Here is a 13,018-nt window from a genome sequence, read left to right as displayed (position 1 = left end):
ACCCCTGGAGTGCGGAATTTATTCCGCTTTTTGGCAGAGGCAGAATGAATTCTGCACTCCTTCAACTGATTTGAAACACACCCTATTAAAAAAGGGGAAGATCTATGAAGATCAAAAGAAATTTGAATTTATTTGTTCTAATAGCGGCTTGCTTGGCGGGTGGCTTTTGGCTGGTTACCCAGGCTAAGGCCCAGCAGGGAGGGCGCATTGACGCTTTTACCTTTTTTATTCCGTATCCTGCGGAAATAATGGACGATCAGTTTGATGAAGGATTCGATCAAAGTTTCTTTGGGGAGGCTGCAAGTCAAATTGGTGATGATATTGAAACCACAATTTCCATTGCCGTGTATCGAGACGGTACCGTAGTTTACTACGACCATTGGGAGAACAGCCTGGAACCCGACCTAACATCGCCTATTCAAGTTTCTGGCAATGCCAGAACCCAGATATGGGGAGATAATGACCCGGCCAATGGCATCCCACCGGGTTTTGGCGCTGATGTGCTGAATGCGGGAGCCATCATTACCCTGAACAATGAGGTGGTATTAGATGCCGCCGGCACTCGTGATTCCAACCAGGTATTTTTTGATGGCGGCGATATGCTGACGGCCATTGGCGGCCCCATTTCTTTATCTTTGGCTCTCTGGCCAATTCAATTCCCCGAATATAGTAATCCGAATGGTCGTGACATTCGTATTCTGTACGCCGGTGCCTGGGAATTGTACCCCACCAATCAATGGGGCGCTAACTATATTATCCCTGTTGGAGAAAATCTGGTGGGAAGCCGGGGTGGCTTTGCGGTGGTTGGCTTGAATGTGCAGGCAGCGGTTGACGGTACCCGGGTAACGATTGATCTGGATGGCCCGGGGGGGACGGATTCCTTTGTGGTTACCTTAAATCGGGGCGAGCAGTTTACCCGGGTAGGAGACCAGGCGGGTATAGATTTGACTGATCTTGGCGGCGCAGACCCAACCAAAAGTGTGTTGACCGGCGCGATAGTCAGTTCGCAAGATATAGACCACCCGATCCAGGTGCATGTGCTTACAGCCAACCCCGGTTCTAATTATGAAGCGCGCGCTTACACTATTGTTCCTCTGGACCAATGGCAGAAAAACTATTTGGGCCCCCGCAGTTCTGATGGCGATTATTGGATTTTTAACCCAGATCAGGCCAACCCTCTAACCATAAGCGCCACAAGAGATGACGGCACATCTCAAAATGTGCCCGTATTGCCTTATAGTACAGCCAAGTATCCCCCTGCTGCCCTCATTAATAATCGTACCGGCATGCATTTTACCAATCTTAATGATAATCGTCCTTTTTACATAGTGGCTGCGTTTGATCAAAATCTTGAACAAGACTGGGGATATGCGTTGATGCCGGTTGAACGTTTGACCTCTCAATATTTGATAGCCTGGGGGCCCAGCCGGCGCCCGCCCCCGGCTGGTACTGGTAACGAGTCTCGGGTTTATGTTTCCGCTACCACTACAACTACCGTTTTGGTAGATTACGATAATGACGGCACTCCTGATAGAACTGTGAGTGTTCCGGCCCGGGCGGAAGTGTCCATTACCGATACCGTTGATCTGGATATGACCGGCGCGGTGCTTTATACCACTGATAGGACGCCGTTTGCGGCTGTTTGGGGACAAGACCAGGATGCTGACCGGGCGCTCCCTTCTATTGACGTTGGGACCAGCATTGTGCCCTTAACTTCGCTGAATGTGCAAAAAACCTTTGGCCTGGTTGAAGACACTGACTGTAGCGGTTCCATTACCTTAAATGATACGGTTCGGTTTAGATTATTTTATTTGAACAATGCTGCTTATAATATTAATGAAGTCAGGCTTCAAGATGTTTTGCCCTCTGGTGGACAACTTGCTTATGTGCCTAATTCCATGGTTCTCAATGGCGCGGCGGTGCCAGATGCGCAAGCCAACCAGCTTTTTCTGGCAAGCCTTGATACGGGCCCGCTCAGCGCTCGAGGAACTGGTGAGCTTACCTTTGACGCCGTGGTTAACAGTACCGGTGGAGCGATTACCAATCGCGCTATAGCCAGTTCGCGGGATATATCTTTGGATGACACGGTGACGGTGTTGGTGCCCACCGGCCCAATTACGCCTGTTTTGCTTATTGACAAAACCCTGGTGAACCCGGCTGATGGCATTGTGGCCCCGGGCCAGGCCATCACGTTTAATTTGACCATTACCAATGCCAGTAATATCACCATTACCAAGTTACCCTTACAAGATAATTTCAACGCAACTTACTTGACTTTCCAGAGTGCCTCAGTCGATCCCGATCTGGTAGGCACGGGTGTGATTAGTTGGCATAACCTTATTCCTGCCTTTGGCAACCTCACTCCAGCCAGCACGATTAACTTGCTGGTTGGGTTTACCGTCAACCAGGTTGCCACTTCAACCAACACTACCGTCCGCGTAACGGTTCCCGGCGCAGAACGCAGTGATGGCTTACCTCCTCTGGTCTGTCATAATGATGCTAATTTGAATATTTCTGTGCCACCACCCCCTGCCCCTCCACCACCCCCTGCCCCTCAACCAACACCAGACGACGACGATCCTCCGCCCCCCACCCCAACCCTTACTCCTACTCCTACCCCAACCCCCGCCTCCACGCCTATTGCCGAGGTCGTTCCTACGGCTACTCCCGTTGACCTGCCGGTCATGTTTTTGCCGGAAACAGGCATAACCAACGGGGCCAGAATTAACATGGTTGTTAATGGGGCATTATTAATACTGGGTTTACTGGGTATAGGTACGGCCATACTTTATGTCAGGCAGAGATCAAAAAAAGGTCATTAATCCTGGTTAAAACAAGTTTGACCACAACAACAAACCGCACCCAGGGTGATAAGGTGCGGTTTGTTCATTGATGATGACGGTTCCTGTGTTTCGTTTTTTATTTCAGGGTCAGTTCAATAACCGGCACCACTACGTTGGGTTTTTTAACCGGCAGGGTCAAAATCAGAGTATCATTGGATATTTGCATGTGTTCCAGTTGCCACTCTGGAATGGCGTCCAGCAGCACTTCGCTGCCATCGTGTAGAAATTGAGCGTATTTCACTTTGCCCGCCAATCCTTTTACCAGCAGATGCATGAACGGCCAGGCAAACACATGAATATAGAGTCTCTTGCCATTTTGGGTCAATCGGCAATCCTGCGGCGGGGTGAATTCACTCTGGGTGCAGCCGTAGATAGCGGCGCTGTTGACAGCCATCCAATCTCGGTAAACGGCCAGTGCGTCGAGCGCCCGCCGGTCAAACGTGCCGCGAGCGGTAGGGCCGACGTTCATCAGTAGGTTGCCGCCGCAGGCAACGGTGCTGATCAGCATGCGGATTAACTGGCCGGGACTTTTCCAGGTTTCTTCGTCGCGGTGATAACCCCAGGAACCGCTGAAGGTTTGGCAAGTTTCCCAGAGTACGGGTTGGCCCTTGATGCGAACCCACTTCGGGGGTTGGATTTGCTCCGGGGTGTAAAAGTCGGCGGCTTCAGGCAGGTCAAGCCGGTTGTTGAGCATGACGTTTGGTTGCAACTCACGGATGAGTTTGACCAGTTTCTCGCTTTCCCAATCTTGGCGGCCTTTGCCGGGCAGGCCCTGGTAGGCCCGGTTGGGGTAAGAAAAATCGCAGAAGAGTTCGTCAATCTGGCCAAAATTGGTGAGCAGTTCCCGTATCTGGTTACGCATATATTCGGCATAAACCGACATAGTGCGCGACGTATTCATTTTGGCGGCTGCGGGATGGTTGCGGAGGGGATGGTGGATGTCAATGGGAAAATCCGGGTGATGCCAATCAAGCAGGGAGTAGTAAAAACCAATCCGCAAACCCTCGGCGCGAAAGGCCTCCACAAAGGGCGTGAGCAGGTCTTTGCCGTAGGGCGTGTTGGTCACTTTGTAGTCGGTATATTGGGTATTCCACAAGCAAAAGCCTTCGTGATGCTTGGCAGTGATAACGGCGTATTTCATTCCCGCTTCCCGGGCCGCGCGCGCCCATTGTTGGGGGTGGTACAAAGTGGGGTTGAATTGTTCAAAATATTTTTGGTAATCCGCATCAGAAATCTCCTCACGGCTTTTAACCCATTCGTGCCGGGCGGGCAGGGCGTATAGACCCCAGTGAATGAACATGCCAAAACGGTCGTGGACAAACCACGCGCTGTCTCCGGGGGTGGGTTTGGGTTGTAACACTTTAATCCTCCTTGGATTGCGACTGATGAGGGCTGGATTGCCTCAACCAATTGTTTACCTTACCTTTTGATTGTATAACATTGGAAACCCAAATGCAATGGCTGGATTAGGTTATTTGTCAGGGACATTCGCCAGTATCCCCCCAGATTATTTGACAGAAAGAACATCAGTTCTTATAATTATTTTATGGACCTGCGCCAAAAAGTTGACACACTGGAGCAGGCTGCCGCCCTTGATTGCGAAGGGCCGCCCGCGCTCACGAGTCAAGAAAGAAAAGAACAATTCATTGCCCACAGTCGCGCTTACGTAACCCATCCGCAGCGGGGCAAAATTCCGGTGATGCGCATTATGCAAACCAGCGCCTGCGAGCGCAATTGTTACTATTGTCCCTTTCAGGCAGGCCGTAACTATCAGCGCGTCTCCTTAACGCCGGAGGAATTGGCCGAAGCCTTTGACCAGATGCAGCGCAAAAAGCTGGTGGATGGTCTATTTTTGAGTAGCGGAGTGGCCGGCGGCGGAGCCAGGGTGATGGATAAGATGCTGGCCACCGTGGAACTGGTCCGTCGCAAGTATGAATACATGGGCTATGTGCATCTCAAAATTATGCCTGGCGCAGAAACCGCCCAAATTGAGCAGGCCGCCCGGCTGGCCGACCGCCTCTCCATCAATCTGGAAGGAGCCAATGAAAACCGGCTGGCGCGATTGGCCCCCAAAAAGGATTTTTGGCAAGAACTATTGCCGCCGTTGTACTGGCTGCGCCAAAATCAACATCGCTTGGAGCCGTGGGTCAAGCGGCCCAGCCTGACCACCCAGTTTGTGGTTGGCCCGGCAGGGGAAGCCGACCGGGAATTGTTGACCACGGTCAACACCCTGTACCGGGAGGCCAATCTGGCCCGCGTCTACTATTCAGCTTTTAATCCTGTGTCCAATACCCCGTTTGAAAATATGCCCAAAACGCCGCCGTTGCGAGAGCATCGCCTGTTTCAGGCCGATTGGTTGCTCCGTTTTTACGGCTTTAATTTACAGGAACTCCCCTTTGATGCCCAAGGTAATTTGCCCCTCACCAGTGACCCTAAATTAATCTGGGCGCGGCAGTGTCTCCAGCACCCGGTAGAAATCAACCGGGCCAGTCGGGCCGAACTGCTGCGCGTCCCCGGGATTGGTCCCAAATCGGCGGAGGCCATTATTAATGCCCGGCGAGAAGGTTGCCTGAATGATTTGCAGCAACTCAAACAGATGGGGATATGGACCTCTCGCGCTGCGCCTTACATTTTGCTCAATGGCCGCCAGCCCGGTTATCAATTGCCGCTTTTTTCCTCATAAAACATTGCAGGTATCCCATTTCAGTCGGCAGAGAAATTCTCTGGCTTCACCATGCCCTCCTGTTTCAAAAATATAATCAACCTTCCGGCCCCATAGGAATATTTTTCCATTTCCTTTTAACCTTAACCTGGAGTATACTGATATTTGAGTGCTGACGTTCAGTGACCATCCTTGCGCCTTGTTGGGCGCGATGCTGTTTTACTAAGTGTCTTCAAGGATCATTTGAAATTGGTTTCTTGCCGTATCAGGTGGATAAAGAAATCCATGATGACTTACCTCGGCCGGGACAAACTAAAAAAGTGGACAGAGAACGGCGCAGTCGTCTTGGTGTGGCTGGTGCTTGTTTTTGTTTTGCTGTTCAGCCTGGCCAACTTATTCGTTTATTTGTTGGTGCCGGTTGATGGAAGCACCATCGCTGTACGAGAGGAACCGATCCAGGTTTTGGGTATCGCCTCAATAGAGCCGGGTGGTTTGCGCCAGGGCGATGTAATCCTCGCCATTCAAGATCATGATTTAGACTGGTGGCTGGACCAACGCTGGCGTACCTTGCCCGGCATTATCCAACGCCTCAACCATTCCCGGCCTATCACCGAGATCACCGTGGGCCGCAACGGCGAAACACAACCATTGTTGGTTCCGCTGGGACGGTCGCCTCTGGGACCGCCAGGCCGCCAATTTTTGATCCATTTTGTGGTTGGGGCCGCTTTTCTAATTGCCGGTTGGGTTATTCTTAAGGCGCGGGGCAGGGATTTGGTTGGCCGCGTGGCGGCGCTGGTTATGTTGCTGATGGCCCTGATTGAGCAAAATGAAATCCCCCCCGTATTGGGCGCCGAGTTGGGCTGGAGTTTGTTGTGGCTATTTATCCCTCTGCGCCTGCTGACTCGCTGGTTTACCTATAGCTACGTGCTGGTGTTTAGCTTTAGCTTTCCTCAACCCAAAGCCTGGTTAAAACGCTGGCCCTATGTAACCCTCCCCCTCCATCTCCTGAATCCGGTGGTCACGCTGGCTGTTATAATGAGCGTAGATGGAAACTTGCACCATTGCCATACTGTGGCCTATCCCTGGAGCAAGGCCATTTACAGCGTTTACTTATTGTTGGCCTGCGCCGTGTTGGTGCATACCTATTTCACCACTCGCGGCGTGGTGCCCAAAAATCAACTTCGCTGGATAGCTTGGGGCGCGGTGATGGCTACGCTGCCCAATGTTCTCTTGATGGATCTGCCTTACCTGTTATTTGGCCTGCGCCTGCTCCCCCAAGAAATTTCCAGCCTGTTACTACTTTTTGTTCCCTTTTCTGTGGCGGTGGCTATTTTACGTTACCGGCTGTGGAATATTGAATTAATCATTAAGGCCAGCCTGGTGTATGCCGCCCTGACCATTGTGCTGGGCATAGTTTACCTGGCTCTGGTGTTTACCTTTGTGGGGCTGTTGGGGCAGTCGTCGGTTGTGGCTTCAGGAACAGGTAACGCCAGCGTTTTTTTTGTTTCTGCTCTAGTAGTGGCCTTTTTGTTTACCCCCCTGCGTGATTATGTGCAACGCTTCATTGATCGCCTGTTTTACCGCAACAAGCTCAATTACGCCGCCATCTTGGCCCAACTGAGCCGGGATTTGGCCACCAGTCTGCTGCTCAATGATTGGCTGCAATTGCTCACGCAGACCATTCCGACCCGGCTCAATTTAAAAAGCGGGCGGGTCATTCTTGATGCTTTGCCGCCGCAAAACAGCCCTGAATATCATCGCTTAAAACAAGGGCGGCTGGTTTGGCTGCACGGCAGCGGAAGCGAGAGGCTATACCCCTCACCCCTGCATAGATTGCAGCAGGCCGGGATGTGGTGTTGCGCGCCGCTGCTATCGGGCGACAAATTGGTGGGTTTATACGGTTTGGGGCCAAAAAGATCTGGGGAATATTATCAGCGGGAGGAGATCAATCTGATCGAAACTTTGGCCCGCCAGGCCGGGGTATCCCTGGAGAATGCGCAATTGCACGAAAAATTAGCCACCCAGGCGCGCGCCCAGCGCGATCTGGAGATTGCGCGCCGCATTCAGTTAAGTTTGTTGCCCGCCGCAGACCCGGTGCTGGCGGGGGTGGAGATTGTGGGCTTTTCAATGCCCGCCGAGGAGGTGGGGGGAGATTTTTATCATTACCTCAAGTTTGACGACCGGCGGGTGGGCATTGCCGTGGGCGACGTATCGGGCAAAGGCGTGTCTGCCGCCCTGTTTATGGCGGTGACGGTCAGCTCATTGCAGGCCAAATCGCCCCACCATCTGCGCGCGCCCGAATTGCTGGCCGAGATGAACCGCTTACTCCACGCCCAGTTGAAAGGCGGCGTGAATACCGCCCTGCTTTACACCATTATCCAGCACCAGCCGGGGCAGGGATTGAATTTTAGCGCCAGCAATGCCGGTTTGATTTCGCCGTTATTGCGCCGCCAGGGGGATTGTCAATATATTGACGTAAGCGGTTTACCCCTGGGCGTGTTGGCCGAGGTAAAATATCGCGCTTACCAGTTTGACCTGCAACCCGGCGACCTTATTCTGCTGTGCAGCGACGGAGTGGTTGAGGCCATGAATCCCCGGCGCGAAATGTTTGGATTTGAGCGATTAGAGCAATTTATGGCCGGTTGCGACGGTCTGCCCGCTGCCGAGGTGGTTCTGCAATTGAAAAACGCCGTCACCGCCTTTGTGGGCGGGGCCAAACAGCACGACGATATGACAATGGTGGTGCTGCGAGTAATGTGATTGTGGTTTAATGCTGTACTACAATAGCCTGGCCCCCGCCATCGAAGAACTATTACCTCTGCTTATGGCTGGCGTTAAAACTGCAAAAATAAAGAATCAGTAGATCCAAATTTGGGCTGGTAGTCCGCACTTTAGTGCGTTTTTTTGGCATTAAAATGCCCACTCCAAACAACATTTTGGATCTACTGAGAATAGATGTTTACTTTTCACCATCTACTATTCACTTTTTATGATTAAGGAGGAATTCAATCCCATGACGTTTTCATTTCAACCCTATCTATTTACGCTTGGCGGGTTGGGCTGTTTATTGATTATCAGCGCGTGCGCCCAAGCAACACCGGCGGCCAGCAATTCGGCCTTGTCCCAGGTGACGCTTCCGAACTCGGAGGTCAGAACTCTCAAATCTACAAACACCGGCCGCACCTACGATCTTTACATCCGCCTGCCGGAGGAATACGCGCCGGATGAAGCGCGCCGGTATCCCGTGCTCTACGTGCTTGATGGGCAGTGGGACTTCAAGCTACTTGATTCCATCTACGGCGGTCTTTATTACGACAAGTTCATCCCTGAAATCATTATTGTTGGTATTACCTACTCCGGGGACAATCCGAATTACGAGGCGCTCAGAGCCATGGATTACACCCCGGCAGCGGAAGCCTCGTTGCCGGGTTCCGGCGATGCCGCCCAATTTCTGGCTTTTTTTAAGGAGGAGTTGATGCCCCTGATTGAAACACACTATCGGGCCGACGCCTCTCAAAGAGTGCTGATGGGCAGTTCGTTTGGCGGCCTGTTTGCTTTGTATGCCCTGTTTGCCGAACCGGAGCTATTTAGCGGATACGTATCGGCCAGCCCGGCCGTGCCCTTTGGCAACGGGGCTATCTTTAAGCAGGAAGCCGAGTATGCTGCCCAGCATCAGAACCTGCCGGTCAAACTGTTCTTGAGCGTCGGTGAATTGGAGGAGTTGGCTCCGCCGGTCAAGGCCTTCATAGAGGTTATGAACGAACGTGGCTACCAGGAACTCAAAATGGAGACACGAATAATTGAGGGGGAGCGACATTCGGGTAATAAACCGGAAGCCTTTAACCGGGGGTTGCGGTTTGTTCTGCAAGGCGAAAGATGAATGAAAATGAGAAGGAGGCCATAACATCATCCTAATTAACGTTTGGAATTTTTTCCAAAGCGGGATCAGAATATTGTTCTGATGCCGCTTTGGCTTTTACAGAAATCATGAAGACACCTGCGACGCGGCCTGGCTTTCTCTTTTGGGTTTATGTTCCCACTTTTTCCACAGCCCCACCGCCGAAATGCCGGCGGCCACAAACATCATCATTCCCACCAGAATGGCGGCATCGTGCAGACCCCGCACCAGGGCCGGGGCGCTCACGGCGTCAATTTCGGCGCTAATGGCCTGCCCGTCGTACATGGCGGCGCGGGCGGCAAAAATGGTCCCAATCACGGCCACGCCGGCGGTCTGGCCCAGGGTGCGGGTCATGGCCAGAAAGCCGGAGCCAACCCCCAGCCGCTGCTTGCCCACCGCGCCCATGATGGCGCTGTTATTGGGTGATTGAAACATGCCCATCCCAATCCCCAGCGGCGCAACGCGCAAAATATAGCCCAGAGTAGAGGTGTCTGTTTTCAGCGTACTTAGCAACAAAAAGGTGGAGGCAATAATTAACAGCCCGGTTGTGGCCAGGCCTCGCGTGCCAAAACGATCAGACAACGCGCCGCTCAAGGGTGAGGTGATAGACAACGCCAGCGGCAGTACCGTTAAAAGCAGGCCCACCTGGATGGCCTCATAGCCTAATACGTTTTGCAGATAAAAGGGCAAAATAAAAGACCCGCCCAGGGCAATGAAGGTCATAAAGCCGGTCAAGAGGCTAAAACTAAAGAGCGGATTGCGAAACATGGTCAAATTGATAATGGGCTGGACCACTTTACTTTCAACCCACAGAAAGAGAGCCAGGCAAAAAACAAAATTGACCAGTAAGGCCAGGATAACCGGCGCGGTGAACCCCAACCGTTGGCCCAGCGTCAGCGCCAGCAATAGGCTTAAAAGGCTGACAAATAGCGTGCCCGCCCCGGCAAAATCAAATCGTTGTTGGCCGGATGGTACATCCTCAGGCACAAAAGCCCGCACCATTAACACGCCAATAAAGCCAACCGGCACGTTGACAAAAAAGATGGCCCGCCAGCCAATAGTGCCAATCAACAGGCCGCCCAAGGCCGGGCCGGTGGCAATACCCACCGAGACGATGGTGCCCATAATGCCCAGGGCTTTGCCCCGTTCTTGAGGGGGAAAGGCGGCGGTGACAATACCCATCCCCAGCCCCGTCACCATTGCCGCGCCGATGGCCTGCACAATGCGAAAGCCTACCAGCCAACCCGCGCCGGGCGCAAGGCCGCACAGCATTGAACTGAGCGTAAAAATAACAAAGCCCAGGAGATAGATTTTCTTTTTGCCCCGGATGTCGGCCAGCCGGCCCATACTGAGCAGCAAACAGGTGATGGTGAGCAGATACCCCAAAATAACCCATTGAATGGTGGGAAAATCTGTTTGCAGCACTTGCATCATGGTGGGCAGAGAAACATTGATGATGCTGCCGTCAATGGTGCCCAAAAAAACGCCGGTGGCCACTGCGGCCATAGCCAGCCACTTGCGGGAGTAGTCGGGTTGAGGGGGCGCCTTTGCGGCACGGGTATGATTTGACATTCTTTAAGGTTTGCAGAATCGCACAACGATTTTCGAGAATCATTATACCATCCTGTGTGCCTGAGGGCTAAAATACATCTAAGGAAAAGGGGTTGATCTTGTCTCCTGGCAAACGAGATGGGTTCATATCAGCGATTCCCGGTTTGGCAGAAAGCCCCCCTCAATTTCCCCCAGCAGGGGGACGTTGGCCGGTTTCCCCCCCTGAGGGAGGAGTTAGAGGAGGACCACTAACTCGTAACGGGAATTATTGGTCAAACGACATCCTATCGTCATTGAACAAAAGGAGGGAACGATGTATTATAACAATGCAGCCAAAGGAATGATGAACCTTGCCATGGATTTTTGGAGAAACTAATGAGCAAAATTCGCCGGGCAACGCTGAAGGATATAGATGGCCTTGCCGCCGTGGTGCAAGCGGTATGGGGAGAAGCCCTTGATTTTGGCCTTTGTCGTGCGCATCTTAAAAGCGATACCACCACCGTTTGGGTGGCCGCGGCAGACAAAAAAATCGTTGGTTTTGTTTCGGCTTTTCTAACAAGGGGCCAGCATAACGTTCGCCGCTGGGAGGTTGATTTGTTGGCGGTCAGACCGGCCAGCAGGGGCCGGCAGATAGGGCAAAAGTTGGTTGAAGCCACCTGGCAGGATGCGCGGCAGCGGCAAGTCAACCTGGCCCGGGCCGTGGTGCGGATTGACAATATTGCCAGCCAGCGGACATTTGAACGGGCCGGTTATCTTACCGACGGCCAGGTATATAAATTGTTCTTGTGGTCGCCTGAAGCGGGTGATGGGGTAAACACGTATTTAAAAAATGTCACGCTGGTACCCGTAGACACCCTCACCTATCGCGGTTTGTGGATTGAGGGGCTGGCCGGTGGCGGAGTATCGGCAGACGAACAACGCCAGGCTGTAAAAACAGCCCAAATCCTGCTTGCGCAACAAGGTCGTTTGACTACCGGCGCGCTGATTGCCGCCGCTGATGAAGTACATTTAGCCGCTGATTTACGCGCCACCGCTATCCTGCATGGCGAGTTCCACTGGTGGCAAAAATCCGGGACGTTTATATGAACCTTAAAATTGTTAGTGTGCTATTGACAAAAACGGTTTTTAGGAGTATATTTAGTGTGAAATTAACACTAAGTTGTTGATTTATTTTTTAACAATAAATAGTGTAAAAGATACACTTTCGGGGTCGCCGTCACACCTGAAATGACTGCCGCCCGCACAAGACAATAGGTTAAGGAGGCGCAAGAGATGTACGTAATCATTTTGGCCATAACGTTTCTGATTTTGCTGGCTATCGGCGTGGCTGCGTTTCGCCGGGTAAAAACGCAGATTGTGCCGGAGGATAGCGTGGGCATTACCGTTGATCGAGACGGCTTTATTGAGCGGGTGCTGCCGGCCGGTCGGCACGTCCTTCGCCCTTTTGAAAAAATGGATTTTGTGGTTGAAACTAAGGCCAAGTTGGCGGCCGGTCAAACTACCGCTATTGCCGCCAGCGACGGCTTGTTGCTCAACGTCAATTGGTCCGGGGTGTATGCGTTGTCGCCTGAACTCATTACCGAGAAGGTCAGCCAGCGTTTGCGCGGTTTATCTAACGCCAACAGGGCGATTGCCCGCAACGTTGATATTTGTTTGCGCAAGTTGGTGGGCCACTACGCTGTGAAAGATATATTCAAACCTGCTATCCGTGACCGGATCGAACGCCAATTGGGTCAATTAGTTGCCGAACGGGTCAGGGGGTTGGGCATTGTCTTATCCAGCCTCAACCTGCAAGCCATTGAACTGCCCGCCGAAGTAGCCGAAGCTCTGAACAAGGCCAAGGCTATTGAAGCCCTGGATGAAGCCATTCGCCAGATTGACCCGACCACGCGTGAAGTGGTGCGGGGGGTCTACCAACTTGACGAAGTGCTCCGCTGGGACGCCTACCTGCCAACGCCTTCCCGGCTTACGGTCAAACGATTGGAGGCCATTGCCCGGTGAAATCTGGCGGCCGGCTTGAGAATGAACAAAAAAACCGATGCCGGAATGGACATCGGTTTTTGA

8 protein-coding genes are annotated in these 13,018 nt (G+C 52.5%); 6 read left to right on the top strand and 2 right to left on the bottom strand.

Translation table 11 applies throughout. The features are described from left to right. Positions 1-104: 104 nt before the first annotated feature. Positions 105-2,822, top strand: coding sequence for an IgGFc-binding protein (locus tag JW953_16120; GenBank protein ID MBN1994224.1), 2,718 nt, complete (start codon positions 105-107; stop codon positions 2,820-2,822). Between the two features lie 97 nt (positions 2,823-2,919). On the opposite strand, the gene JW953_16115 is transcribed toward JW953_16120, so the two are convergent. Beyond that, positions 2,920-4,203: an alpha-L-fucosidase gene (locus tag JW953_16115; GenBank protein ID MBN1994223.1), complete on the bottom strand. Its 1,284-nt coding sequence runs from the start codon at positions 4,201-4,203 to the stop codon at positions 2,920-2,922. 186 nt (positions 4,204-4,389) lie between these two features. Here JW953_16115 and JW953_16110 point away from each other — a divergent pair, with 186 nt between their 5' ends. From JW953_16110 to JW953_16100, 3 genes are all read left to right on the top strand, one after another. Next, positions 4,390-5,526: a radical SAM protein gene (locus tag JW953_16110; protein ID MBN1994222.1), complete on the top strand. Its 1,137-nt coding sequence runs from the start codon at positions 4,390-4,392 to the stop codon at positions 5,524-5,526. 264 nt (positions 5,527-5,790) lie between these two features. Continuing rightward, positions 5,791-8,265 (top strand): SpoIIE family protein phosphatase, encoded by a 2,475-nt coding sequence (locus JW953_16105; GenBank protein MBN1994221.1) that lies wholly within the window; start codon positions 5,791-5,793, stop codon positions 8,263-8,265. Positions 8,266-8,518: 253 nt separating this feature from the next. After that, positions 8,519-9,385: an alpha/beta hydrolase gene (locus JW953_16100; protein ID MBN1994220.1), complete on the top strand. Its 867-nt coding sequence runs from the start codon at positions 8,519-8,521 to the stop codon at positions 9,383-9,385. A gap of 105 nt (positions 9,386-9,490) precedes the next feature. Here JW953_16100 and JW953_16095 read toward each other — a convergent pair whose 3' ends face one another. After that, positions 9,491-10,975, bottom strand: a complete 1,485-nt coding sequence (locus tag JW953_16095) for an MFS transporter (GenBank protein MBN1994219.1) — start codon at positions 10,973-10,975, stop codon at positions 9,491-9,493. 354 nt (positions 10,976-11,329) lie between these two features. Between JW953_16095 and JW953_16090 the strand changes: the two genes are divergently transcribed. Then, a complete protein-coding gene (locus tag JW953_16090; GenBank protein ID MBN1994218.1) occupies positions 11,330-12,040 on the top strand; it encodes a GNAT family N-acetyltransferase in 711 nt (236 codons plus the stop codon). 186 nt (positions 12,041-12,226) lie between these two features. Further along, on the top strand, positions 12,227-12,955 hold the full coding sequence (locus tag JW953_16085; GenBank protein MBN1994217.1) for an SPFH domain-containing protein: 729 nt from the start codon (positions 12,227-12,229) through the stop codon (positions 12,953-12,955). Positions 12,956-13,018: the final 63 nt, after the last annotated feature.

The organism is Anaerolineae bacterium, assembly GCA_016931895.1.
In the GTDB taxonomy this organism is placed as follows: Bacteria; Chloroflexota; Anaerolineae; order 4572-78; family J111; genus JAFGNV01.
This window is presented reverse-complemented; position numbering and strand designations above follow the sequence as displayed.

Excerpts from the sequence above, each read along its gene's own strand:
- JW953_16120 (MBN1994224.1), top strand. The coding sequence starts at position 105 with ATGAAGATCAAAAGAAATTTGAATTTATTTGTTCTAATAGCGGCTTGC.
- JW953_16110 (MBN1994222.1), top strand. The coding sequence starts at position 4,390 with ATGGACCTGCGCCAAAAAGTTGACACACTGGAGCAGGCTGCCGCCCTT.
- JW953_16105 (MBN1994221.1), top strand. The coding sequence starts at position 5,791 with ATGATGACTTACCTCGGCCGGGACAAACTAAAAAAGTGGACAGAGAAC.
- JW953_16100 (MBN1994220.1), top strand. The coding sequence starts at position 8,519 with ATGACGTTTTCATTTCAACCCTATCTATTTACGCTTGGCGGGTTGGGC.
- JW953_16095 (MBN1994219.1), bottom strand. The coding sequence starts at position 10,975 with ATGTCAAATCATACCCGTGCCGCAAAGGCGCCCCCTCAACCCGACTAC.
- JW953_16090 (MBN1994218.1), top strand. The coding sequence starts at position 11,330 with ATGAGCAAAATTCGCCGGGCAACGCTGAAGGATATAGATGGCCTTGCC.
- JW953_16085 (MBN1994217.1), top strand. The coding sequence starts at position 12,227 with ATGTACGTAATCATTTTGGCCATAACGTTTCTGATTTTGCTGGCTATC.